The sequence below is a fragment of the Streptomyces sp. CLCI03 genome (genome assembly GCF_053615355.1).
This window is the reverse complement of record NZ_CM132132.1, coordinates 8255023-8279262: the sequence shown is the minus strand read 5'-3', so window position 1 is coordinate 8279262 and position 24240 is coordinate 8255023. Positions and strand designations below refer to the sequence as shown.

Sequence of the window (24240 nt, the reverse complement as noted above, 5' to 3'; positions counted from 1 at the left end):
GGTTCGACCGCGCCGGTCCTGGCCGGTCCCTGTGCTCAGGTACGGACGGCCCCGGGCAGACTCGGCGCACGCGAGGCGTCCAGGCGTGCCTGGGTCAACCGTAGGAAACGGGGGTCGAGCGCGGGCAAGGACCGCAACACGGCGACCAGTTCGGGACCCGACTCCACCACGGACGCCCGGTCCTTGAGCTGGGTCCAGCAGTACAAAGCGCCCGCGGCCGCCGCATGGACCTCCGGGGCTGCCACGCCCTGACCGGCCAACCGGACCCGGCACGCCTCGATCCACAATCCCGTGGCCAACGGGAAGTCACCGGCCATCCGCGCCAGATCCGCCCGGATCTCCGCCCACTCCACCGCCTCCACCGAGGAGGACCCGTACGCGTGCTGCACGTGCTCCTCCCAGGCGCGCGCGAGAGCTGCCGCCTCGCGATGGCGACCCGCCGTCGCCAACGCATGGATGTGCGGCCGCGGATCCCCATCCGACACCCCACCGAGCAGCGGCCCACCAGCTGGGGTAGGAACCGCAGCGGCGTTCGGGGCGGGGGCCGGCCCGTCCCCGTTCCCCGGCCACCGCTGCCGGCTCGGCTGGTACGGGTCGGGCGTCGGCGGGGCCGGGCGCATGCTCAGCTCGCGGGCGGTCGGCAGGACCAGAGCGCCCGGGGGAAGGCCCGCGGCCCCCGCCGCCAGGGCATGCAACTGCACATCGGCCGGCCGGGCCGGACCACGACGCAACTGCTCGATCCAATGCCGGGTGTAGCCGCTGACCGCACCGTCACCCGCGGCGAACCCCGGCGGACACACCACCCCGTAGACCTCCGTACCGGCGGCTACGGGCAGACCCTCGCACTCCCGCAGCACCGGCCACGCGTCCCCGTCCGCGACCAGATCGACGAGCACCGTCGTCACCCCCGCCGGACGCCCACGCAGCTCACCGCCCAACCACTCCCACGGCAAGGCCGTGTAACGGACGGCCGATCGCGTCGTCCCCGCCAACGCCAGATACAACCGGCCGCGCCGATCCGCGGTGAGCCGGCCCGACAGGTAGACCAGCAACGGACCCGGCGTCGCGGCCGCCGAACGCAGCCGTGTCAGAACCGTGTTCGGATCACGCGCCCCGTCCAGGCACACCGTGTCCGTGGGAAGCTCACCGCCGAGCAACACCGAAGCCGGCACCATCGCGAGAGCCGCGAGATTCGCGCTCGGCGCCAACTGCACCGTGCGACGCCGCACGACGGCATCTCCGGCTATCAGGAGGACATGCCCCCGCCGCTGCCCCGAACCGTAGAAGTACATGAACAGACCGTACTCACCCGGAAGGCACCACCACCAACAAGCACCCCTCCACGCCCACCCGCGGACCTGCGACGCGAGAGCCGAAGGGGGCGGAAGACCGGAGGTCGGAGAGTGCCTGGTGGAATGGGTGTTCCCGTCACACCCAGACGCTTCGGAGCCCGAGCCCGAGCCCGAGCGCGTCGGCGCCGGCGATGTCGGCATGCGCGGAGCCGCCGATGATCCACGCGCCGACGAGGGATGCTCCGACGGCGTCGGCCGCAGCGTGGAAGATCATCGGGTCGGGCTTCTTGGAGCCGACCTTCTCCGAGATCACCCAGCCCTGGACGAGCCGGTCCGGTCCGGTACGGAAGATCTTGGCCCCCTGTCGGACGGTGCGGCCGTTGGTGACGATCACACAGGCCCAGCCGTCGGCCGACGCCCTGCTCAAGGCGTCGCCGGCAACATCCGTCAGCACGACGTGATCAGCGCCGCCGCGGCCGAGCAGGGCCTGGACGGCCGTGGCCGGCACCCTGCCCCGGAATCGGTCGTTCATGGCCACGGCGACGTCGTGGCGGGCCGTATATCCGCCGGCGTCCACTGCCATCACCCACGTCACCTCCGTGGCGGGCAGGTGATGCTCAACGAGGAACCTGGTGACAGCATCGCGGAACGCGGCGTCACGGTCGACCAACGTGTTGTCGAGATCCACCATCAGCAACGGCACGGTCAGCAGTGGACCACGAGCGGCGATCGAGGCCTGACGCCGACCCGGCCGGTGATCCACCCCCTGGGAGACGAGGGCACGCCGTTCACCGACCACCTGGTCTACGCTCGGTGCGATGATCCAGAACGGGACCCGACTCGGCCCCGCCCCAGCCCGGATCGGGCCGACGCCCGCGGGAACCCCCACCTCCGGGCAGTCCCTCGACATCGCCACGGACCCGTTCGGCGAGCACCGCGACGAAGGGGCGGACGCGGACGCGGACCACCGGTCCTGCACGGCGTCCGCCCTGGGCCCGCCCCGCCATCACCGACCACCACGACCACAGCCACCACCGGGAACGGGAACAACCAACTTGATGATCAACGTGCCGGGCGGGCCGGTCACCCTCAACGACCGCCGCACCCAACGCAGCTGGACCGTCGAGGTCGCCCCGTACCTCCTCGCCGCGCACCCCCTCACCCAGGCCGCCCACGCACGGACGACCGGTACGCAGGACGGTGGGCGGCTCCCGGCGCACAGCCTGTCCTGGTGGGACGCGGTCGGCTACTGCAACACCCTCTCCGTGCGGGAGGGACTCACCCCCGCCTACCACCTCCCCGACACCACGGACGACGGGGACGACACCCCGGACGGCGGCATCACCTGGGACCGCAACGCGGACGGCTACCGCCTCCCCACCGAAGCCGAATGGGAGCACGCATGCCGCGCCGGCACCAGCGGGCCCCGCTACGGACCTCTCGACGACATCGCCTGGCACCGCGACAACTCCGAAGAACGCGTCCACGAGGTCGCCACCCGCCGCCCCAACCCCTGGGGCCTGTACGACATGCTCGGCAACATCTGGGAATGGTGCTGGGACCTCTACGACCCCGAGGTGTACGGCTCCTACCGGGTCCTGAAAGGCGGCGGCTGGTACGACCCGCACTGGAGCTGCCGTACCTCCGTCCGCCGACGCAGCCACCCCACCCTGCGCATCGAGGACGTCGGACTACGCCTCGCCCGCACCCTGACGCCTGACGTCTGACGCCTGACCCCTGACCCACCGACTCCCCGAGGTCCTCCATGAGTTCGCCGCCGGGCATCGAAGTCCCTGGCTCCCTGATCGCGTCGTACACCAGGAACGGAGGTGAGGAGGAACGGACCTGGATCGCCGGGCTGCCTTCCCTGGCGGCGGAGTTGCTCGACCGATGGGAACTGGAACGCGACGGCGGCATCGGATCCGGCGAGGCGTCACTGGTGGTGCCGGTGCGCCGGGCGGACGGTTCCCGGGCCGCGCTCAAACTCCAGATGCCGCGGGAGGAGACGTCCGCCGCGCTGATCGGGCTGCGGGCGTGGGACGGCGACGGCATCGTACGGCTCCTCGACCACGACCCGGCGAGCAGCGCCATGCTGCTGGAGCGCCTGGACGGCTCACGCTCCCTGGCTTCCGTCGAGGACGACGACGTGGCCATGGGCGTCCTGGCCGGACTCATGTCCCGGCTGCACGCCGCCCCGCCGCCCGAGGGGCTGCGCCGCCTCGGTGACGTCGCGCGCGGCATGCTGGCGTCCGTGCCGGCGGCCGTGGCCGCCCTGCCGGACCCCGCGGACCGGCGGCGGGTGCGCGGCTGGGCTTCGGCCGTCGCCGAACTGGTCGACGAGCCCGGAGCCCGGGACCGGATGCTGCATTGGGACCTGCACCACGACAACGTGCTCGCCGCCGAGCGGGAGCCGTGGCTCGCCATCGACCCCGAACCCCTCATCGGCGACCCGGGCTTCGACCTGTGGCCCGCACTGGACTCGGGCGGGGAGGGCCTTCGGGCCACCGGGGATGCTCAACGGGTGGTACGTCGCCGCTTCGACCTGCTGACCGAGGTGCTCGGGCTGGACCGCCGGCGCGCGGTCGGCTGGACCTTGGGCCGGCTGCTGCAGAACACGCTGTGGGACATCGAGGACGGGCGGACCACCATCGATCCCTCCCAGACCGCGATGGCCGACGCGCTGGCCGGCCGCTGAACACGTCACCCGCCCGTCGCCCGCATCGGCGAGAGACTGTCGGACCGGGCGGCGCCGACGAGCCCTGCCCTCCTCGGTGAAGCCGAGGAGGGCAGGGGGCTCGCCGTCGTTCACACCGCCTTACGTTCGCCGGTCGAGACGAGACGGCTCGACGTCAGCACTCACGCAGGCCCGGCGCCGGGTCGACCGAGGTGTGGACGTCCACGGCCGCGACGTTGCCCCACTGGCCGTTGTCCAACTGGGTCCAGTACCAGACGTTGTTGCCACCGGCGTGCTGGTCACCGCGGCCCCAGCACTGGAACCAGCTGGGGCTCGTGTTCAGCGGCCCCCGTACCGCGGAGTTGTACCGGCGGTGCTCGTAGCCCTTGGCGCCGACCCGGTTGCCGCACCACAGCTTGCCGTCGGCGCGGACGCCGCATTCGGCGGCGGCGCTCTTCCCGGTGGCGGGCGTGGCCTGGGCCGGGCCGGTCACGGTGGCCATACCGCCGGCCAGTGCGGCTGCGGCGAGACCGAGTGCGATCTTCCTGCTTGCGGACATGCTTCCTCCTCGAAATGGCTCACGGGGAGCCGGATGACGGGTGGTCGGTGTTCGGTGGTCGGCGGGTGCTCATCGGTGGAGCGGGTGCTTCGAATGGTGCGGGCGGCTCGGGCGGCTCGGTGCTCAGGGGCAGGTACGTACGCCGTCCAGCCAGGCCGGGCCCTTGAGGTAGATGTTGGTGATCCACGCCCCGTACTCGGGCAGGTAGGACCAGGCGTCGTTGGTGTAGCCCTCCGCCGTCACCGGTTCGGCGTGCTTCTGGCACTCGACGCGCACCGTCGTCGGGCCCGGAAACCGGTGTACCCGCGGACTGGTGGTGGACGGCTCCTTGTGGGTCCACACATCCGTGCCCCACGTGCTGAACGTGCCCGGTGCCGTCGCCGGCGCGATGCGGACCGCCCCCGCGTAGTCCCCGCCCAGCCGCACGTCACTGACCATGATCCGAGTGCCTGATTCCCGCGCCTCGACCATCTTCCCCGCGCCCAGGTAGATCGCGATGTGGTGGATGGAGCCGCCCGACCCCCATGCCAGCAGGTCCCCGGGAAGCAGCGGCCCGGTCCCCTGAGCGGCCGTGAAACGCTGGTTCACCTGCGGCGAATGGAACTGGTGGTACGCGTTGCCGGACAGCGGATCGCCGCCGACCGCGCGGGCGTAGGCGTACCGGACCAGGCCCGAGCAGTCGAAGCCCCACCGCTCGGGGTCGTGTGCGCTGTCCGGGTCGCTCGGGTCGACCTGGCCGTAGGTCGGCCCCGGCTGTGGCCCGTGGCCGCCGCCCCACGTGTACCAGACGCCGATCTGTTCGCACGCGGCCGCCACGGCCTTCTCGGCCGCCGCGGAGGCACCGGGGGCGAGGACTCCGCACGCCTCCGCCGCTTTCCGTGTCGGGGCCGGTGCGACCGCTGTGGCGCTGCCGGCACCTCCCCACGCGGCCAGGAGGGTGAGTGTCGCCACCGCCACCGCCGCCGTTTTTCGCATCGCCATGTCCGGTCCCCCGTCCCACCACGCGGTGTCCCGCGGGGCGTCATGCTCGTCGTGGTCTGCACCGTGCTCGCCGTACGGAGCACATACCGGCCGTCTGCCGGACACTCCGAGCCTGTGCCCCGCCACCCCTCCGTGTCGAGGAAGCGCGGGTCGCCCACTGGAACGGGAAACGGGAAACCTTCGGGAAACCCCTTCTCATCAGGCACTTTGAGTGTCCGTCAACAGACCCTTCGGTGGTGTCGCGGCGCTCGCGCGCCGGCCGGCACCGAGCCGGCCTGGGCGTCGGCATCGGCATCGCCGCCCGCTGGAACGAGCGCTCGGGGTCTCCGCGTGCCATCAGGTGGTGTCCGGCCATGTCACTCGGCGGGCGAAGTGCGCCCATGCGGCCACGATCATGAGCACGGCGACAAGGCTGCCGAGCGTCATGACCGTGGACAGGGAGGTCCGGTCCACGATGACACCACCGACCACCGCGCCGAGTGAGATCGCCATCTGGAAGGAAGCGGTGAACAGCACCGACGCCGCCTCGGGCGCGTCGGGGGTTGCCTTGGCGAACCATGTCTGGGAGGAGACGGGGACGGCACCGTAGGCGACCCCCCAGAGGATCAACAGGGCGACGGCGCCGATCTGCCCGCGCCCCAGGATCGGCAGCAGCAAGGTGACGGTTGCGATCATCCCGGCGGCGAGACCGAAGGTGGCTCGGGGGTAGCGGGTGACCATCGCTCCGCCCAGGAAGTTGCCGACGATTCCCGCGGCACCGTAGGCGAGAAGGGAGACAGTGATCAGTTGCGCGCCGGCATCGGTGACCTGCTCCAGGAACGGAGTGACGTAGGTGTAGGTCCCGAAGTGCGCCAGCACGGCCAGAAAGGTCAACAGCAACGCGAAACGCGTGTTGACACCCTTGAGCATGCCGCGCAACACACTCGGACGGGTCGTCCGGTTGGGCGGCAGCGACGGCATGACCAGGAGCAGCATGGCCAGCACACCGATCGTGAGGGCACCCATGACGACGAAAGCCGTGCGCCAGCCGGCCACGTCTCCGATGAACGTGCCGGCCGGTACACCGAGCACGGATCCCAGCGGTACGGCGGAGAAGATCACCGACGTGGCGCGGCCGACCGACGCCGGGGGCACCAGACGCTCGGCCAGTCCGGCGCCGATCGACCAGAAGCCTCCGATGACGATGCCGACGATGACACGGGAGACCAGGACCAGCCAGTAGGCGGGTGCCGCAGCGGCCAAGAGGTTCGCCAGGGCCAGCAGGAGCATGAACACGCACAGCATCAGACGGCGGTCGATGTGTGCGGTCGCCACGGTCACCACGGGTGCGGAGACGGCGGCGAGAAGTCCGGGCATGGTCATCATCAGCCCGGCCATCCCGTCGGAGACGGCGAAGCTGGAGCCGATCGTGGTGAGCAGGCCGATCGGCAGGATCTCGGTCGTGACGATCGAGAAGATTCCCAGCATGATCGAGCTCACGGCCAGCCACCCGATCAGGGGAGATCGCGTCGGTGAGCCGACTTCGCCGGAGGGACACGCGGTGGTGTTCGTCGAGGCCATGAATTCCGTCCCGTGAAGGGCCTGTGCTTGCGTGATCAGTTCAACAGGCCCCGCGCAGCGGGAGCCGGCAGGTCTGCGACATCACCCTTGTGACGCGAAGGTGATGTCGCAGATCCGCCGAATCGTTCTACGACATGGCTCCCCGTCAGGAGCTTCGGCAGTGCGGAGGCGGTCTCTCACGAGCCGCCCGCTCAGGGGTCGGTCGGGTCCGGGCCTCGCAGGACGCTGGTCAGCGGGGCCAGCACACGCCAGCCTGTCCTCTCGTACAGGGCCCGGCCCTCCGGTGTCGCGCCCAGGACGCCCGCCGTGGCCCCCTGCTCCGCGGCAACCGCGGTGAGGCTGTGCATCACCAGGTGACCCAGACCGCGGCGCTGGTGGGCCGGGTCGGTCTCCACCTGGTCGACGACGGCGGTGTGGCCGGTGACGGCGATCTGACCGCGCGCGGCGAAGACGCCGTCGGCGGTACGCACCAGCGCGCGGGTGACGCCGTCACGTGTCCAGGTGTTCAGCCGATAACCCGCGGGGAGCGGGCCCGGGGCCCTGGTGGGGGCGACAGGTAGAGGGGCGCACATCAGGTGGCCGGGGCCGCCGGCGAGATGCCAGCCAGGGGCGAGCCATGGTTCGAGTGTTTCCGGTGGCACGAAGGCCTTCAACCAGACGCCGGGCGCGGTGGCCCGCTGGGTGATGTCGCGGACGGTCGCTTCGTCCGCGGCCGGCAGAACATGGCGCATGACGTGTCCGGGTAGGCCCACATCGATGGTGAAACCCCAGGTGGAGAGCGCGGGTTCGGCTGCGCCGCGCGAGGCGGACCACCCGTGGACCCAAGCCCGCACGGCCTCGGCCGTGTCCGGTTCCGTGTCCGGTTCCGTGTCCGTGTCCGTGTCCGTGAAAGGCAAGACTTCCCCCCTCATAGGTAACAGATGCAACCTCATAGTGCTGATTACATCAGCTCATCGCTCCAGCCGTCGCACGGCCCTCACCACGGCTTCCGCTCCCTCCTCCGTCGCCATGTGTTGTGCGGCGGCCTGGGCCGCCCGCGCGTACGAGGACTCCCGCACCGCTGTCGTGAGCGAGTCGGCAAGGCGTTGCGCGGTCAGGGAGCGGAAGGGGATCGGCGTCGGCGCCGCGCCGATCGCGGCGAGTCTCGCGGCCCAGAACGGCTGGTCCGCGGCCACCGGAACGGCGACCGACGGGATCCCGGCGCGCAGGGCCGCCGCCGTGGTCCCGGCCCCGGCGTGGTGCACGACGGCTGCGAGGCGAGGGAAGAGCAGGGCGTGCGGTACGTCGCCGACGGTCAGGATGTCGTCGCCCCCGGCGGCGAGTCCGGCGCTGCCCGACTGGAGGATGCCGCGCAGCCCGGCCTGCCGGAGGGCCCGTACGGCGATCTCACTCAGGCGTTCCCCTTCCCCGGCGGCCATGCTGCCGAAGCCGATGAGGACGGGCCGGGGCCCGGCCGTCAGGAAGTCCTCTACCTCCGTGGGGAGTTGTGCGGACGGGTCGAGGTGCGGCCACCAGGCGCCGGTGACCGTGAGGTGGGGTGACCAGTCGGAGGGGCTCGGTACCAGCGCCGTGCTGAAGCCGTGCAGGACGGGTCGGGCGGCCTCGTCCTGTTGCCGGCGCATCCGTGCCGCGGTGAGCGGGGGCAGCAGCAGCCGCGCGCGCAGTCGCTTCACCGCCGGCTCGTAGACCCGGTCGGCCATGCGCAGGGCGAAACGTCCGAGGGCCCGGTTGCCCGGCCGCCCCAGCGAGCGAGCTCCGGTCACGGTCGGGGCGAAATCGCCCGTGGGCGCGGTGGGCTGGAGATAGACGCCCAGGCTCGGTATCCGCAGCGCCTCCGTGAGGTGCCAACCGAGGGGGGCGGTGGTGGTCGACAGCAGGAGCAGGTCCGTGCCTTCGGTCACGACGTCGGCGATTCCCCCGCCGATGTCGGTCATGAACGTCGAAGCGGCGCGCAGGAGGTCACGTTTGTGCTGGACATCGCCGTGGGAGCGGTGGTCCGCGGGCAGCGGTGCGAAGTCCAGTCCGGCGCTCTCGGCCGCGGGCGCGAAGCCCTCCGTGGCGGCGAGTGCGACCTCGTGTCCGGCCTGCCGTAGTGCGGCGCCCAGACCCGTGTAGGGCGCGACGTCACCGCGCGAGCCGGCCGTGGCGATCAGGATTCTCATCTCTTCCTCGACTGTGGTGGATCGGTCGGTGCGCATGCGGCGCCGACGTGACGGGCCGCATTGGCATGCAGGGCCCGGCCGAGATAGGCGGCCAGGCCCGGGCGTTGCTGTGATGGCGGAACGAAGAGGGCGAAGGCGCGTGGGTCGGCGGTGATGTCGTTCGCGATGCGCCGGTGCATGGCGGGCGGGCAGGGTACGAACCAGCGGGTCAGGTGCAGCCGGTTGCTCTCGGCGATGTCCATGGCGCGTTCGCCGTCGGCGGGTTCACCGTCGTAGAACGCGGACAGCAGGTCCGTCCGCCAGGCGGCGGCCTCGGCCATCAGCCGGCGCCAGTCCTCCTTCGAGTGGGCGCCGGCCCGGGCCATCGCTTCCCGGTGCCCCTTCGAGTCCCCCCACTTCCGCTGTGCGTCGACGGCGTAGCTGAGGTCGAAGGTGATCTCGCCGAACGCCTCGAAGCGCTCCTCGGGCGTCAGCACCACCCCCGTCCGCTGCACCTCGATGGCACGCTCCGCGACCTCGGTGAGCCGCTGCAGCCGGCTGATCTCCTGCGTCAGCTGCCGCTGTCGGGCCCTCAGGTGGTCCAGGGCGTTCGCCTGGGGATCCGCGAGGATCTCGGCGATCTCGTCCAGGGAGAAGCCCAGTTCCCGGTAGAAGAGGATCTGCTGGAGTCGCGCGAGGTCGGCGTCCGTGTAGCGACGGTATCCGGCCGGACTGCGGTCGCCGGGTGCGAGCAGTCCCGCCTTGTCGTAGTGGTGGAGCGTGCGTACGGTCACCCCGGCAACAGCCGCGACCTGACCAACGGTGTAACCCATGGACCTGCCCTTTCGTTCGCCCACAGCCTCAACCCTGACGTAAGGGGGGAGTCAACCGGCCGGCGCCCACGGTCACGGGACAGCTGCTCCCACGGTCCGCCGGCGCCCGCGGGACGGGCGTGGGGCCTGCTCGGCAAAACCCGTTGGCGGGCCGTGGTGACCACTGCTACGTTTCCGGTGGCCGTGCGAGAGAACGAGGAGGTGGTACCCGTGAACGCAGTTTCGACATGGGTGCTCCCCTCCGGGGTCACGGTCGGACGATAGGCAGGTCGTCCGGGAGCGCCCTCCACGCGCACTCCCGAAAGGCACGACCATGCATGTCATTTCCGAACAGCGTCTCGATGGCGGCGTCCTCGCTCGCGCATTCACCCTCGGCGAGATCCCCGGCACCCTGTGGACTCCGGAATCGGCCGCGCCGGCGCCGCTGATCCTGATGGCCCACAACAACGGCCTGCCCAAGAGCGAGGCCCGACTGGTGGCACGGGCCCGGCACTCCGCGGCGCACGGCTACGCGGTGGCGTCCATCGACGCCTCGGGGTGCGGCGACCGGCCCCGTTCCGCCCACGACGAGCAGGCTCGCGCCGAACTCCGCCGGGCGATGCGGGCCGGCGAGCCGGTCGACGAGATCTTCGAGTCCTTCATCGGCCCGCTGGTCGAACAGTCGGTCCCGGATTGGCTGACCACTCTGGACGCCCTGCTCGCGCTGCCCGAGATCGGCGGCCCTGTCGGGTACTCGGGGTGGACCGCCCTCGGGATCCGCCTCGCCGTGGTCGAACCGCGCATCGCGGCCGCCGGCTTCTTCGCCGGGGGTTACGTGCCCCACGCCCAGCGCGCGGAGGCCCGTCAGATCGATGTCCCGCTGCTGTTCCTTTTGCAGTGGGACGACGAGGGGAACCCCCGGCAACGGGCCCTGGACCTGTTCGACGCCTTCGGCAGCACGGAGAAGACGCTGCACGCCAATGTGGGCGGACACACCGGAACCCCGTGGTTCGAGGTGGAGGACGGGAACCGGTTCTTCGACCGACACCTGAGGTGAGGCCGGTGCGCCGGGTGGACGGCGCACGGTGGACGGCGCCGGCCGGTCGGGCCGGCGGACCCGCGGTGTCGGCGCTCTGTCAGGTGCTGTCGGTGACCTGTCGGCGGCCCGTCGGCGGGGCCCGGCACCTTTCAGGGAGACGGCCGACCCACCTCCGGCCGGCCCGATCCCGAAGGAGCGACCGCCATGCATACACCCGTCACGATCATCGGCGCCGGACTCGGCGGACTCACCCTGGCCCGCGTCCTGCACGTCCACGGGATTCCGGTCACGGTCTACCAGGCCGAGGCCTCCCCCTCGGCACGCCTGCAGGGCGGGCTGCTCGACATTCACGACTACAACGGGCAGCTCGCCCTCAAGGCCGCCGGACTGCTGGAGGAGTTCCACTCCATCGTCCTGGAGGGCCGACAGGCGATGCGCGTCCTCGACCCGGACGGGACGGTCCTGCTCGACAAGGCCGACGACGGCACGGGCGGTCGCCCCGAGGTGCAGCGCGGCGAGTTACGGCGGATCCTGTTGGACTCGATCCCGGCCGGAACCGTCCGGTGGGGGCACAAGGCCGTCGGCATCCGCGCCCTCGGCGAGGGCCGCCACGAGGTGCGGTTCGACGACGGCGGCAGGGTCGTCACAGGTCTCCTGGTGGGCGCGGACGGTGCCTGGTCACGGGTCCGTCCGCTGCTCTCCACCGCCACCCCCGAGTACGCGGGCACATCGTTCGTCGAGACGTACCTGTTCGACGCCGACACCCGTCATCCGGCCTCCGCGAAGGCGGTCGGCGGCGGGATGCTGATCGTGGCCGCGCCGGGCCGGGAGATCTTCGCCCACCGGGAGACCGGGGACACCTTGCACACCTACGTGTCGCCGGCCAGGCCGCTGGACTGGTTCGCCGCCATCGACTTCACCGATGCGGCCGCGGCCACGGCACGTATCGCGAGCGAGTACGACGGCTGGGCACCGGACCTCACCGCCCTGATCACCGACGGCGACACAGGGCCGGTCCTGCGCCATCAGTACACCCTGCCCACCGAGCACCGGTGGGACCGGGTGCCGGGAGTGACCCTGGTCGGCGACGCCGCCCACCTCGCGCCCCCGAACGGCGAAGGCGCCAACCTCGCCATGCTCGACGGCGCCGATCTCGGCCAGGCCCTCGCCGCACACCCCGACGACGTCGAGGCCGCGCTCACCGAGTACGAGCAGGTCATGTTCCCCCGTAGCAGCGAGGTCGTCGCCTTCGAGGGGGCGGAGATGGATGGGATCGACACCGAGCACGGCGACAAGCTTCACGCTCTGATCGAAATGATCACCAAGAAGGACCGATGAGTCGCCCTTCGGACGGCGCGGGATCGGCCGGGGCGATGTCGCGCCGGACGTGCCCGACCCACGCATCCGGTGTCAGGACGGACCAGGTCACTCCGATCTCGACTCCGTGGAGGGTCCGCGCGAGGTCCGCCAGCGGTGCGAAGAGCGCCGCCCGGACGTCCTCGACGGCCGCGTCGACGGGCATCGCGACCTTGCCGCATCCACCACCCGCCCCATCGGTGACGAACGTGTAGGGCCACACGTCGTCGCGTCCCGCCAGCAGGACGATCTCCCTGGGTATGCCGAAAGGAGGCCGCTGCTTCTTCGTCCTGGGGCGTCTCGGCATGGCGCCATTGAACCCGACGGCTCCCCGCGTCGGGTGACGGCCTCCTCGCGACGCAGGACACCGGGCGACGCGGGCTCGACCGGCATGATCCGAAAGACAGGCCCTCAAGCCACTGGCGGGGGCCGGCGGGGGCCGGGCGCCGTGTCGAGGAGGGCCCACAGGCGGCGGCCGTCGTCGGCCAGGTCGTCACCGCAACTGTCGACGGTGGCCAGGGCCGTGAGCGCGGCGAAGACCGCGCCCTCGGGCGCGGCGCCGGGCTGGTGGCTGAGGGCGACCACCAGGATCTTCTCGGCCTGGTCGGCGAGATGGACGCTGATGCGGCGTCCGCCGTCCCGCACGGCCGCGGTGACCAAGAGCCTCACCGCGGCTTCCATGTCCTGCTCGTCCACCCCCGAACAGCTCCACCCGCGGACGACAGCCAGGGCCTGGGTCGCGGCCTTCGCCGGGGCCCACTCGTCGGCGCGGAACGTCAGCGCCGCCGTCCGGCGGTTCCGGATCTGCATACGCGGCCGAGGCAGGCCCGGCAGCTGGGTTCTGGGCTCCGTGACCGGTTGCCGTCGCGTCGGCTCCACCGGCTTCGTCGGCCGATGCGTCGGCGACAGCTTGGGCCCTTGGGCCTCGGGACTGGTCAACTCGTTCTCCTCGCCACGTGCATCAGAGGCTTCGCCATCCTGGCAGGGTCCTTCCACCGCGGGGAGCGAATCATCCGGCCCTACGCCGACCAGGCCCCCCGGAGGGCCTTTTCACAGCGGGATGCGGTGGCCCCGGGCCCATGACGGAATCCGCCGAAAGGGTGGGTGCGGAGACGACATCGGCAGTCCGTCTGCGAACGGCGGGGGGCTCCGGCTTCCGCCCCCGGTCGTCGCGCCTCGCGCGCGAGGACGCGACGCGAGCGAACAGGACGGTCGTTGCTCCGCGGACGGCGGCGCCCGCGATGTCTCATGTGCGATCGCCGCCGGACAGTCACCGGCCGACCCCTCGTCCGATCGTCGTACCGGCTGAGTACGATCACCTACGCCGCTGTGCGTACGCGGCACCGGAAGGGTGGAGACATGCGCCGACTGCTTCTGCTCGCCCCGCTGTTGCTGCTCACCGTCGGCTGTGGGGTGGTGCAGCCCTCCACGGACGAGGCGACGGACGCCGCACGGGAAGCGGCCAGGAGAGTGGGCGAGCGCCTCTACGGCCAACGTCCGCGCACGGCCGAGGAGGTCGGGCGCTCCGCTTCCGGCATCGACGGCGTGGACGTCCTGCGGGTGACGGGCACCTCGACACACGACGGGGACGGCGTCGACGTGGTCGTCCGCACGTCCGGTTCGGCGTACAACAGTTGGTTCGACCTCGAAGAGGTCACCGTGCTGCGCTGTTTCGTGGTGCGGGTGTCACCGACGTCCGAATGGCGCGCGGATCCGCGTGCCGTGGACTGCCCGGATGTCGCTCCGCTGACCTTCGCCCCGCCACCCGAACCGCCCCGGCTGCCGGCCGAGGAGCTCCGCGCGAACCTTCCCCGGGTACCGGAGGGCGGCCGGGTCGACGAGGCCGAGGTGCACCGTACGCTCGCCGCCCTGGGCCTGGATCCGGCGATCCGTACCGAGGTGAAGGCGGAGGGCGGCCGGGTCGGCGTTCTGCTGTCCGTGAAGGGCGACGGCTTCGGCGCGCAGGACTGCCTTCTCGCCCGCGTGGGCCCCGGCACCACCGAGGTATGGGTGCCGCCTCGGATCCAGCGGATGCCGGGAGAGGGCGGCTGCACCGTCGGCAACGCCCTGCACCCGGCACCGCCACCGCACTGAACGGGGCCGATCCCAAGAAGGGCCATCGGTACCTTCCCGCCTGCGCGAGATCCGGTTCGCGGCGGACAATCCGCGTGCGCCCGTCGACCAGGCTGGGGAAGACTGTGCCGATGAGCTCCGCAGCCTCTCCGACCGCGCAGGAACGGGCCCTTCGTCATGTCGCGGAACTGGCGTCGGGCCCACCCGTGGATCCGACGCTACGGGTGACCCTCAACTTCCACCCCGACCGTCCGCTGCACGGCAAGTCGGTCCTGGACGCCCTGGCCGAGGACGGCGTCTACCGCTCGCAGTTCGTCACGGGGACCAGCAACGGCGGGCTGACCGCGTATCCCGGCGGCGACCGGTGGCGTTGGGAGAGCCGGATCTTCGACGGGGCGTACGACGAGGCGACCGCTCAGGAGCGGCCCGTCTACGGGGCGTTGAACTTCCGTCGCAAACCGGTCGGCGGGGCGCCACGGTTCGGCTCGGCCCACTTCCGGCTGACCGCGCAGACGCTGACGCGGACCACGTTCAGCTACCCGGACAGTTTCCTCGAACCGTCGGACTTCGGTGTCGCGGCCCGTATGGGGCTCGTCGAACTCGCCCGTGCCGATCAGCAGGACGAGCTCGACGACTACGTCGAGGCCCAGGTCCACGGGCCGGTCCGGCTGCACCACGATGTGGAGGCGCTGGTCCTGGACCCCTGTTTCCGAGGCACGATCGTCGAGGCTTCGGCTCTGCGTCTCGGCTGCCCGGTGGAGTGGCACCCCGGCTTTCGGCTCGGGGTCGAAGAACTGCGCCGGCACCCCGACTATCGCGGCCAGGAATACGTGGACCTGGGCTCGCGGATCGCGGTGGAGGGCGTACTCGACCCGCGGATCGTCGGAGAGGCCGTACGGGCCGATCGGCACGACCCCCAGGCGGTCAAGAAGGTGTGGCACTACCTGGCGCGCTTCGGTACGTCCCGGAACCTGGCCCGGGCGGACCGGGCCCTGGCTCCCTGACGGCGATGCCTCCGAGGCGGGCCCGGACGGCCCGCCGTCAGAGCCCGTAGCGCATGCGTCCCAGGGCCGTCATGGGCCGGTCGTGCGCGGCGATCGGGGCCGGGAGGCAGGTGGAGCCGGTCAGGTAGCGGTCCACGGCGGCGGCAGCCGCCCGGCCCTCGGCGATGGCCCACACCACCAGCGACTGCCCCCGACCCGCGTCACCCGCGACGAACACGCCCGGGGCCCGTCCGCCGCCCGCCGCGAAGCCCGCGTCCCGCGCGAAGTTGCCGCGCTCGTCCACCTCCAGCGCCAGCTGCTCGCGCAGGCCGCCGGCCCGCTCGGGGCCCGAGAAGCCGAGGGCCAGCAGGACCAACCCGGCGGGTATGACGTCCTCGGTACCGGCCAGCGGGCTGCGGCCCACCGGCTCGACGGCGGTCAGGTGCAGCGCCCGTACCCGGCCCGCCGCGTCCCCTTCGAAGCGCAGGGTGGCGCGGGCGAACAGTCGGGGGTCCCGTCCCGCGTGCCCGCGCGCCTCTTCGTGGGCGTGGGAGATCCGGTACGTCCTCGGGTACACCGGCCAGGGCTCGTCGTCGCTCCGGCCCGGGCCGGGCTCCGGGTTGATGTCGAGCTGGAGCACGGAGACCGCGCCCTGCCGCAAGGCCGTCCCGAGGCAGTCGGAGCCGGTGTCTCCGCCGCCCACGATGACCACGTGTCTGCCTTCGGCGGTGACGGGCGACACGGCGTAGTCACCCTCCCGTACCCGGTTCGCGCAGGTCAGGTAGTCCATGGCTTGGTGGATACCGTGCAGCGAACGGCCCGGTACCGGCAGCTCCCGCCGCTCGCCGGCCCCGATCGCCACGACGACGGCATCGCACCGGCTCCGCAGCTCGTCCGCCCCGGCACCGCAGGCGCCACCGATGTCCGCACCCGTGACGAACACCGTGCCCTCGCCGCGCATCTGATCGATACGGCGGTCCAGGTGGGCCTTCTCCATCTTGAACTCGGGGATGCCGTAGCGCAGCAGTCCGCCGATCCGGTCGGCGCGCTCGTGGACCGTGACCCGATGGCCGGCCCGGGTCAGCTGCTGCGCCGCGGCCAGTCCGGCGGGGCCGGAACCGATGACGGCCACCGTCCTGCCGCTGTGCTTGTCCGGTGGTCTGGGTGCCATGTAGCCGCGCCGTCTGCCCTCGTCCGCGATCGCCTGCTCGACGTTCTTGATGGTGACCGGGTCGGCGTTGATCGTGAGGACGCAGGCGTCCTCGCAGGGGGCCGGGCAGAGCCTGCCCGTGACCTCCGGGAAGTTGTTGGTCGCGTGGAGCCGCTCGTACGCCGCCTGCCAATCGCCGCGGGCGGCGTACGCGTTCCACTCGGGGATGAGGTTTCCCAGGGGGCAGCCCGTGTGGCAGAAGGGTATGCCGCAGTCCATGCAGCGGTCGGCCTGTCGGGAGACGAGCGGCAGCAGCGCCTGGCCGGCGTAGACCTCGTGCCAGTCGCCGAGTCGTTGATCGACGGGGCGGGCCGGGACGGCCTCGCGGGGGATCCTGAGGAAGCCGAACGGATCGGTCACGCGCCGCCTCCCTGGATCGTGGGCGCGGCGAGGTGCACGGACCGCGCACCGTGCCACTCGTACGCGCATTCTGTGGCGGTTCAGCCAGATTACGCCGCCTTCGCGGCTCCGCCCTGGCCGACCGCGGTGAGTGACCGATGAGTGACGGGGCGGGTGCGGAAGGTGACGGCGTGAGGCGCCCCACCGGGGCGGCGTCCTGCGCGCCCGGGTGCGCTCGTACGGCCCGTGAGGGGGGTGTCAGCGGCGTCGAGCCACGGCCGGGGCGGTACCGGCCTCCGCGAGGTGAGGCCGGTACCGATCTCCGACGTCGGGCCCGCCGTCGCCGGTCCGAAGGCCGCGGTCCCGGCGGCACTACTGAACTTGATTGGGTGATGTCGGGCCGTTCGCCTGACGGTGTGTAGGTCTTGCCTTGTGGCTGTGAGATGCGCGCAGGGCGGCGGCTTGACCGAGCCCGAGAGGGCTGGCCGAGTCGGTAGGTGTCACTGGGGTGGGCTGGGGTCTTGGTGGTGTCGACGGTCGTGCAATTCCCCACGAATCGCGCTTTCGTGTCGGCGTAATTCCCCATCCCCGCGGTCACGAGTCCCCATGGGGAAGCTGACCGTGCCGAGCGTGCTCGGGCGTGATCGAACTCGCACGCGTTTTCCCTGTTTCGGGTGGTTTGATCGTTAGATAGCTATTCCTTGCGAATCGGTCTGGTTCCCCATGGGCATGCCGGTGCCGGGTTGAGGGTCCTGGCCATCTCGGTGCCGCAGGCGTCCCTCGACCTGCGAGCCGAGGGGCCGACGGACACACCGGATGGCAAGGAGAACATTCACCGTGGTCGACATCGTCGAGATCTACGTCCACTGGTACGCGGGCCGGTCGAAGAGCCAGCTGGCCACTTCGCTGGGGGTGGACCGCAAGACGGTCGGGAAGTACCTGGCGCCGGCGGAGGCGGCCGGGATGACCCCGGGCGGGCCGCCCATGAGCGAGGCGGACTGGGCCAAGCTGATCAAGAGCTGGTTCCCGGAGCTGGCCAGTCGGCGGCTGAACCAGCTGACCTGGCCGGAGATCGAGCAGCACCGCGACTACATCAAGCAGCTGTTGGAGACGACCACGGTCACCACGATCCACCAGCGGCTGCGGGACGAGCGGAAGCTGAAGGCGTCGCTCACGTCGCTGCGGCGGTGGGTTCACGAGAACCTTCCCGATGAGGCGGCCCGGTCGAAGGTGACGGTGCTGCGTGAGGAGGTCGAGCCGGGCTCGGAGGCCCAGATCGACTACGGCTTCCTGGGGCAGTGGATCAACCCCAGGTCCGGCAAAAGGCACCGGATCTGGGCATTTGTGATGTTGCTGCCCTGCTCGCGGCACATGTTCGTACGTCCCGTGACCCACATGGACCAGCACGCCTGGACCCTGGCCCACGTGGACGCGTTCCGCTTCTTCGGGGGTGTCCCGCGCCGTCTGGTGCCGGACAACCTGAAGACCGGGGTGGACAAGCCCGACCTCTACGACCCGCAGATCAACAAGTCGTACGCCGAACTCGCCGCCCACTACGGGACGTTGGTGGATCCGGCCAGGGCCTTGCACCCGAAGGACAAGCCCAGGGTGGAGCGGCCCATGCCCTACATCAGGGACTCGTTCTGGAGCGGACGCCAGTTCACCTCCCTCGACCACATGCAGGCCGAGGCCCTGACCTGGGTCAGGGAGACCGCCGGGCGCCGCCATTGCCGGCCGCTGCAGGGGGCGGCACCGCTGGCGGTGTTCGAGGCCGCCGAGGCCGAAGCCCTCCTCCCGCTGCCCGAGACACCGTTCGTGCTGGCGAAGTGGTCGACCGCGACCGTCGGCCCGGACATCCACATCAAGGTCGGCCGCACCCTCTACTCGGTGCCCTGGAAGCTGATCGGCCGCCGGGTGGATGCCCGCTCCACCGCCACCATGGTGCAGGTCTTCCACGAGGGCGGGCTGGTCAAGACGCACGCGGCTCTGGAGCAGGGCAAGCGCACCGATGCCAGCGACTACCCGCCCGAGAAGATCGCCTTTCAGATGCGGACGCCGATGTGGTGCCGCAGCCAGGCGTCCGAGGTCGGCGACGCCTGCCGGGAGGTGATCGACCAGCTGCTGGAGGTCAACGCGCTCTACCGGCTCCGAGCCGCCCAGGGAGTGCTCGGGCTGCGGAAGAAGTACGGTGACCAGCGTCTGGAGGCCGCCTGCGCGAAGGCCATCTTGGTCGGCGATCCGTCTTACCGCACCATCAGCATCCTGGTCGCGGGCACCGAGACCGACCCCGAACCCGAGACCGACCCCGAACCCGACACCGGCGACGCCGGCGCGGCGGCCTTCCTCCACGGGCCCGAGGGCCTGTTCGGCGCCGACATCCCCACCCAGACACCCGGCGAGCGTCACGATCACCAGGAGGACGGCGACGCTGAGGGGGCCGTGCGATGAGCGTGATGGACACCGCCCTGCGTGAATCGCTCAAGACCCTGCGACTGTCGGGGATGCTGGAGACCCTTGACGCCCGCCTCGCCCAGGCCCACGGCGGCGAACTCGGCCACCTCGACTTCCTCCAGGTCCTCTGCCAGGACGAGATCACCCGACGTGAGACCGTCGCCTTCGAACGCCGCCTGCGCAAGGCGAAGTTCGAGCAGCAGGTCACTCTGGAGGGCTTCGACTTCAACGCGTCCCCGAAGCTGCCCGCCGCCCAGATCCGCGACCTGGCGGCCCTGTGCTGGCTCCACGCCGGTGAGTCCGTAATTCTGTTCGGGCCCGTCGGCGTCGGAAAGACACACGTCGCGCAGGCCCTCGGGCACCTCGCCATCCGCCAGGGTGCCAACGTCCGCTTCGCCAAGACCAGTCGCATCCTGGCCGAGCTCGCCGGCGGCCACGCGGACCGCACCTGGGACCGGCGCCTGCGCGAAATCGTCCGTCCTGATTTGCTGATCCTCGACGACTTCGCCATGCGCCAGCTCACCGCAGCCCAGGCGGACGACCTCTACGAGCTGGTGAGCGAACGGCAGGGCCGTTCCCTGATCATCACCAGTAACCGGGCGCCCAGCGACTGGTATCCCCTCTTCCCCAACCCCGTCGTCGCCGAGTCCCTCCTGGACCGGCTGATCAGCACCAGCCACCAAGTGATCATGATCGGTCCCAGCTACCGACCGAACAAGCGCCCCCGAAACCCCAGCGAGAAACCTCCGACCCCTTGACCGGCGCCGCGGGGTGCTGAAGTGATCGCTGGCCGCAGCCCCGCGGTTCCGTCCCGCTAGGCCACGTGGATGATGGCCCGGTGACGAACATCAGCGACGCCCACGTGAAGGTCCACTTCCGAATGGAGGTGGACGAGGACGGCTGGCCGCCGGCGAGTGTCGAGAGCCTGTGGGCAGTGGACCTCGGCGACGGAACGGTGCGTCTCGACAACACTCCATGGTTCGTCCGCGGAGTTGCCAGCGGCGATGTCATCCGCGTGGACATCGATGACGACGGCCTGCGCTGGGCCGGGGAGACCGTTCACGCCTCGGAGAACTGCACCATCCGGTTGATCGTGTTGAAGGACGGCGGCTCGGCTGCGGCCCGGCAGACCGTGCTGGAGACCTTCCACCGACTCGGCACCACCGGCGAGGGCATCGAGCAGTTCCGGATGGTCGCGCTGGACATCCCTCCGGAAGCGGACATCCAGCGGATCCGCAAGCTCTTGCAACACGGCGACGCGAAAGGCTGGTGGCACTGGGAAGAGGGATGTGTCACTGCCACCTGGAGAGCCAGTGCAGGCACTCAGGACGATTGAGCGCCGCCGGGACGGCTCGCTCAGGCGGCGAGAGGGTGGGGAATTGTCTGGCGTTTGACCTGGGGAATTGCGTGACCGTCGACAGGTGGTTCCATGTCTCCCCCGGATGGGGGAGGAACACCTTGCGCCCCTGGGTGGATGCGCGGCCCCTTTGTCCCTCGGCAGAGTAACGACATGCGTCGACGCACCGAATCCAGCATGTTGCACATCAGCCCCCGCTTACCGTCAGGCGGGCAGCTATTGCGGGCGCCATCGGCTGCCGAAACCCAGTCAGATGCCGTCAACAGCCCTTTAATCGAGGAGTCAGCGGTGAGCGAGACGACAGAATCCGTCCAAGGCGGGCAGCCGGGCGTCCGGGGCTCACGGGCCGGCTACTGGGGCTTCGGCCTTGCCGTGGGATACGCCGTATTCGTGCGCTTCTATCAGGGAGCGGGCGGCACGATCGGAGTGCCGGGGACCTCCACGCCGGAGAGCCTCCCCTCCTGGTACATGGCCAACTACGTGGCCGGGCTGATCATCCTGCTTGGCGGAGTGGCCTGCCTCTTCCTCACCCAACCGCGCGTGCGGACGATTCCCCATAAGTCACCGGTCCTCCCCGGGAAACAGATACCCAAGCCCCTCATGCTGGCCGCATGTCTGAGCCCGGTACTGCTGGGTGGAGTCTTCAGCGTGACGCACGGCGTCGCTGGAGCCTTCACACATCTGCTCGAACTGTGCGGCGCCATCGAGATCGATTACCCGGATGACTGGGTAACCCTGAATGTGACCTCGATGAACCTGTGGAACATATTGTTCTATGAGCCTTGGTTCATCGCCATGGGCGTATGCCTGCTCGGTTCCGCGCGGCGGTACCTCGGGGACACCGGTTCGACAGAAGACGCCATTGGCAGGGTTCGCCGAGTGACCGTCGCTCTCATCGGAGTCCTGGTGGTGGCATCCTCCCTCACCGTCATCATGGGCTGGAATGTTGAAATCGGCTGAGTCGATACACTCTCGGCGGGCAATGATCACCCGCACATCATTACCCGCCGATGGCCGCTCAATGTCGGTCAGCCATCCGTGATCAGTCTGGTGCCGGTGAGGCACCCGTCGACCAGGTCTGGGCGGTACTGGATCTGCTTGAGCCTGCGCCTGACAGCGCGGGTGATCTGGCCGAGGTCCGCTGCGGCGAGGTTGCCGATGTCGCGCTTGACCAGCGACCAGATGCCCTCTTGCGGGTTCAAGTCCGGTGAGTAACTCGGAAGCTGGAAGACGGTGAGCCAGTCCGCGTGGTCGGCGATGAACTCGCGCATCGGTTCGGCCAGGTGCATGCGCAGGTTGTCCCACACGAGCACGATCGGGCCGCCGAGCTGGATGTGTGCCCTGACCAGCAGGTCGCGCAGGTCTCGCCAGCCGATGCCCTTCGGCTCGCCCTTGCGGCCCCGGTACTCGCGGACCGAGTAGAACATCCGGGACCGCTTCCCCGGCTTGTAGCAGGTCAGCCCGGCCATCGACACCCGGCCTGAGCCCCGGCCATGGACCCGGACCACCGGCGTGCAGCCCTTGCGTCCCCAGCTTCTCGCTCGCGGCGGCGTCATCGACTGTCCGGCTTTGTCCTCGAAGACGATCCAGCCGTTGCACGCCGCCGCGGTGCTCTTACCAGCGGCCAGGTCTCCTTCTTCCAGACCTCAACCGCCTGGTCGTCGCGTTCGACCGCCCGCCGGGCGGGCTGCTGCCACGACCAGCCGTGCCGCTTCAGCAGCTGCCAAGTGCCCTCCACCGTGTAGCTGACGTGGAACAGCCGGCCGATCAGCGTCTTGATCCGAGCCAGCGTCCACCGCTGGTCAGCCCAGCCGTGGACCAGCGGTCCACGCTCCAACTCCTGCTCCAGCATGGCGATCTGCGCTTCACTGAGCCTCGGCCGCCCAGGCGATCCCTTCGACAGGACCCCGGCCTCACCACGCTCGCGCCACTGGTGCCGCCACCGCTCCACGGACCGCTCGCTGACCCGCAACGCGGCAGCGATCTCCCCGTTCTTCTGCCCGTCCTCGAAGCGTTCCACGGCCTGCAGCCGGACCCGCTCCCTCGCGGCCCTCCCGGCGTCGGTCAACCCGCCGCCCTGTGCGTATCTCACGGTCCAGGGCTACTGGAGCGGACTGGCCGTCGTCAGGCGAACGGCTCCGACGTCACCCAATCAAGTTCAGTAGTTGAAGGGTTCCAGCGTCATGAAGGCCTCTTGCGGGTTGCCGTCGTGGACCAGTGCCTCGTGTGCGCCCACGTCGTCGAAGGCGAAGCCGTACGCCTTGCCGTCGACCATCTGCCCGTGGATGACGCGGGAGTAGTGGTTGGTGACGGGGTCACGGTAGAAGTTGGCGCCGTTCGGGTCGGGTTGGGCCGCGTTGGTCAACAGCGTCGACCGGTTGAAGCCCGCGCACAGGGTGCGGGAGATCGGGCCGCGGACGAGGTCGTTGGGGGCGTCCAGGAGCTTGTAGCAGCCGAAGACGCTGTCGGAGTCGGGCTTCTGGAAGCTGGTGACCACAGATCCCGATCCGTTGGTGAAGTTCATGACGTTGCCCGAGACCCGGCCGTAGTACTTGATGTCGGGTCGGTCGGCGAAGGGCGTCACGGTGAGCGTGGAGGAGCTGTACTTGTTCCAGACCCGGTTGATGTAGTCGTTCATGACGCCGGCCGGGATGGCGCCCACCTCGATGCCGTGACCGGGTGAGAGGGCGCGCAGCGGCGTGCCGTCGGGGCGGTTCTGGATCAGTCCGCCCCAGCCGGCCGAACGCAGCTGACCGAAGACGGCGTTGTAGCCGCCCGGCTTGAGCCGGCCCGTGTGCGTGACCGTGCCGTTGGCCGCCTTCACGCCCACCGCGTACGGGGCCGAGAACATGTCGACCTGGGTGCTGTTGATCCACAGGCCGGCGTCGTTGAGCGTGTACTCGGACCAGTTGAAGAGGATGTTGCGGTTGGGGTCGGAGGGGTTCTGTACGGCGGGCTGCACCAGGCCGCCGGTGCTGAGCTTGAAGACGATCTTCTGACCGATGGAGAAGTAGACGCGTCCGGAGAACTTGGGTATGCGGATGGTCTTCGTCTGACCGTTGGCCGGACCCACGATGGATGCGTCGGGCGCGGGCGTGGGGGGATTGCCTCCCACGGGCCACGGGTGGAACGTACCGCCGGCGTCGGCCCAGCCCTGCCGGCCGGTCGTCAGCTGCGTTCCCAAGTTGTACACGTACACCGGCTCGGTACGGCCCGAGTTGTTCTTGATCGTGAGCGGGACGGTCGCCGGTACGGCCTCTGCCTCCGACGGGCCGAACGTGATCAGGCCGGCGGCGACAACCAGCGCCGAGAGCCCGGACGCAAGCACTTTCGATAAGCGGAACACGAGCTGCCTCCTGAGGGGACACCTGGAAGTGGGGGGAGGTGCGCGGCGCTCCCATGCCCATGAATTG

Annotated in this window: 24 protein-coding genes; 11 read left to right on the top strand and 13 right to left on the bottom strand. The window is 70.4% G+C overall.

The window, feature by feature from the left end; genetic code table 11:
- Positions 1-35: 35 nt before the first annotated feature.
- Both ACWG52_RS38275 and ACWG52_RS38270 read right to left on the bottom strand, forming a co-directional pair.
- Positions 36-1292: a hypothetical protein gene (locus ACWG52_RS38275; protein WP_453127327.1), complete on the bottom strand. Its 1257-nt coding sequence runs from the start codon at positions 1290-1292 to the stop codon at positions 36-38.
- Positions 1293-1428: 136 nt separating this feature from the next.
- Positions 1429-1995, bottom strand: a complete 567-nt coding sequence (locus tag ACWG52_RS38270) for an HAD family hydrolase (RefSeq protein ID WP_389817443.1) — start codon at positions 1993-1995, stop codon at positions 1429-1431.
- Between the two features lie 355 nt (positions 1996-2350).
- Here ACWG52_RS38270 and ACWG52_RS38265 point away from each other — a divergent pair, with 355 nt between their 5' ends.
- Together ACWG52_RS38265 and ACWG52_RS38260 are read left to right on the top strand one after the other, a co-directional pair.
- Positions 2351-3019 carry a formylglycine-generating enzyme family protein gene (locus ACWG52_RS38265; RefSeq protein ID WP_389817523.1) on the top strand — a complete coding sequence of 223 codons (669 nt, stop codon included), beginning with the start codon at positions 2351-2353 and terminating at the stop codon, positions 3017-3019.
- Between the two features lie 38 nt (positions 3020-3057).
- Positions 3058-3987 carry an aminoglycoside phosphotransferase family protein gene (locus ACWG52_RS38260; protein WP_389817445.1) on the top strand — a complete coding sequence of 310 codons (930 nt, stop codon included), beginning with the start codon at positions 3058-3060 and terminating at the stop codon, positions 3985-3987.
- A gap of 154 nt (positions 3988-4141) precedes the next feature.
- Here the strand turns inward: ACWG52_RS38260 and ACWG52_RS38255 are convergent, their stop codons facing one another.
- The 3 genes from ACWG52_RS38255 to ACWG52_RS38245 all read right to left on the bottom strand — a co-directional run bounded on the left by ACWG52_RS38255 (position 4142) and on the right by ACWG52_RS38245 (position 6973).
- A complete protein-coding gene (locus ACWG52_RS38255) occupies positions 4142-4525 on the bottom strand; it encodes a hypothetical protein (RefSeq protein ID WP_266385782.1) in 384 nt (127 codons plus the stop codon).
- 123 nt (positions 4526-4648) lie between these two features.
- Positions 4649-5506, bottom strand: a complete 858-nt coding sequence (locus ACWG52_RS38250; protein WP_390137607.1) for a C40 family peptidase — start codon at positions 5504-5506, stop codon at positions 4649-4651.
- Between the two features lie 336 nt (positions 5507-5842).
- Complete coding sequence (locus ACWG52_RS38245) at positions 5843-6973, bottom strand: MFS transporter (protein ID WP_390168709.1); 1131 nt, start codon at positions 6971-6973, stop codon at positions 5843-5845.
- Here ACWG52_RS38245 and ACWG52_RS38240 point away from each other — a divergent pair.
- Positions 6948-7082 (top strand): hypothetical protein, encoded by a 135-nt coding sequence (locus tag ACWG52_RS38240; protein WP_453127323.1) that lies wholly within the window; start codon positions 6948-6950, stop codon positions 7080-7082. The two genes, ACWG52_RS38245 and ACWG52_RS38240, sit on opposite strands and share 26 nt — an antisense overlap.
- Before the next feature lie 175 nt (positions 7083-7257).
- Here the strand turns inward: ACWG52_RS38240 and ACWG52_RS38235 are convergent, their stop codons facing one another.
- The 3 genes from ACWG52_RS38235 to ACWG52_RS38225 form a co-directional block, all read right to left on the bottom strand.
- Positions 7258-7899 carry a GNAT family N-acetyltransferase gene (locus tag ACWG52_RS38235; RefSeq protein WP_453129099.1) on the bottom strand — a complete coding sequence of 214 codons (642 nt, stop codon included), beginning with the start codon at positions 7897-7899 and terminating at the stop codon, positions 7258-7260.
- A 117-nt stretch (positions 7900-8016) separates the two neighbouring features.
- Positions 8017-9228: a glycosyltransferase gene (locus ACWG52_RS38230; RefSeq protein ID WP_389817455.1), complete on the bottom strand. Its 1212-nt coding sequence runs from the start codon at positions 9226-9228 to the stop codon at positions 8017-8019.
- Positions 9225-10040 carry a MerR family transcriptional regulator gene (locus tag ACWG52_RS38225; RefSeq protein WP_390168650.1) on the bottom strand — a complete coding sequence of 272 codons (816 nt, stop codon included), beginning with the start codon at positions 10038-10040 and terminating at the stop codon, positions 9225-9227. Before ACWG52_RS38225 ends, ACWG52_RS38230 begins: the two co-directional genes overlap by 4 nt.
- Positions 10041-10353: 313 nt before the next feature.
- Here ACWG52_RS38225 and ACWG52_RS38220 point away from each other — a divergent pair, with 313 nt between their 5' ends.
- Together ACWG52_RS38220 and ACWG52_RS38215 are read left to right on the top strand one after the other, a co-directional pair.
- Positions 10354-11076 carry a dienelactone hydrolase family protein gene (locus ACWG52_RS38220; protein WP_389817461.1) on the top strand — a complete coding sequence of 241 codons (723 nt, stop codon included), beginning with the start codon at positions 10354-10356 and terminating at the stop codon, positions 11074-11076.
- 186 nt (positions 11077-11262) lie between these two features.
- Complete coding sequence (locus ACWG52_RS38215; protein ID WP_453127320.1) at positions 11263-12396, top strand: FAD-dependent oxidoreductase; 1134 nt, start codon at positions 11263-11265, stop codon at positions 12394-12396.
- Here ACWG52_RS38215 and ACWG52_RS38210 read toward each other — a convergent pair.
- Positions 12377-12721 carry a hypothetical protein gene (locus ACWG52_RS38210; protein ID WP_389817467.1) on the bottom strand — a complete coding sequence of 115 codons (345 nt, stop codon included), beginning with the start codon at positions 12719-12721 and terminating at the stop codon, positions 12377-12379. The genes ACWG52_RS38215 and ACWG52_RS38210 overlap by 20 nt on opposite strands.
- A 104-nt stretch (positions 12722-12825) precedes the next feature.
- Positions 12826-13224: a hypothetical protein gene (locus ACWG52_RS38205; protein WP_389817470.1), complete on the bottom strand. Its 399-nt coding sequence runs from the start codon at positions 13222-13224 to the stop codon at positions 12826-12828.
- A gap of 549 nt (positions 13225-13773) precedes the next feature.
- On the opposite strand from ACWG52_RS38205, the gene ACWG52_RS38200 reads away from it, so the two are divergent.
- The gene (locus tag ACWG52_RS38200; protein WP_389817473.1) at positions 13774-14508 is read left to right on the top strand and encodes a translation initiation factor IF-2; all 735 of its coding nucleotides are present in this window, start codon (positions 13774-13776) and stop codon (positions 14506-14508) included.
- A gap of 110 nt (positions 14509-14618) precedes the next feature.
- The gene (locus tag ACWG52_RS38195) at positions 14619-15491 is read left to right on the top strand and encodes a DUF3626 domain-containing protein (protein ID WP_389817476.1); all 873 of its coding nucleotides are present in this window, start codon (positions 14619-14621) and stop codon (positions 15489-15491) included.
- A 37-nt stretch (positions 15492-15528) separates the two neighbouring features.
- On the opposite strand, the gene ACWG52_RS38190 is transcribed toward ACWG52_RS38195, so the two are convergent.
- Positions 15529-17040 carry a glutamate synthase subunit beta gene (locus ACWG52_RS38190; RefSeq protein WP_389817479.1) on the bottom strand — a complete coding sequence of 504 codons (1512 nt, stop codon included), beginning with the start codon at positions 17038-17040 and terminating at the stop codon, positions 15529-15531.
- Positions 17041-17856: 816 nt separating this feature from the next.
- Here ACWG52_RS38190 and istA point away from each other — a divergent pair.
- The 4 genes from istA to ACWG52_RS38170 all read left to right on the top strand — a co-directional run bounded on the left by istA (position 17857) and on the right by ACWG52_RS38170 (position 21787).
- Positions 17857-19467, top strand: coding sequence for an IS21 family transposase (gene istA, locus ACWG52_RS38185; protein WP_390137806.1), 1611 nt, complete (start codon positions 17857-17859; stop codon positions 19465-19467).
- Entirely contained in the window at positions 19464-20228 is a 765-nt protein-coding gene (gene istB, locus ACWG52_RS38180; RefSeq protein WP_453127318.1) for an IS21-like element helper ATPase IstB, read from the top strand. The genes istA and istB overlap by 4 nt, the downstream gene beginning before the upstream one ends.
- Before the next feature lie 80 nt (positions 20229-20308).
- Positions 20309-20806: a DUF4265 domain-containing protein gene (locus ACWG52_RS38175; RefSeq protein WP_389817485.1), complete on the top strand. Its 498-nt coding sequence runs from the start codon at positions 20309-20311 to the stop codon at positions 20804-20806.
- 309 nt (positions 20807-21115) lie between these two features.
- Positions 21116-21787, top strand: coding sequence for a hypothetical protein (locus ACWG52_RS38170; protein ID WP_365366728.1), 672 nt, complete (start codon positions 21116-21118; stop codon positions 21785-21787).
- A 68-nt stretch (positions 21788-21855) separates the two neighbouring features.
- Here ACWG52_RS38170 and ACWG52_RS38165 read toward each other — a convergent pair.
- Both ACWG52_RS38165 and ACWG52_RS38160 read right to left on the bottom strand, forming a co-directional pair.
- Positions 21856-22919 (bottom strand): IS630 family transposase gene (locus ACWG52_RS38165; protein WP_453127314.1). Its coding sequence is split into 2 segments (ribosomal slippage): positions 21856-22472 and positions 22472-22919, totalling 1065 coding nucleotides; the frame shifts between segments, so codons are not numbered across the junction.
- 66 nt (positions 22920-22985) lie between these two features.
- Positions 22986-24131: a glycoside hydrolase family 64 protein gene (locus ACWG52_RS38160; RefSeq protein WP_453129098.1), complete on the bottom strand. Its 1146-nt coding sequence runs from the start codon at positions 24129-24131 to the stop codon at positions 22986-22988.
- Between the last annotated feature and the right edge of the window lie 109 nt (positions 24132-24240).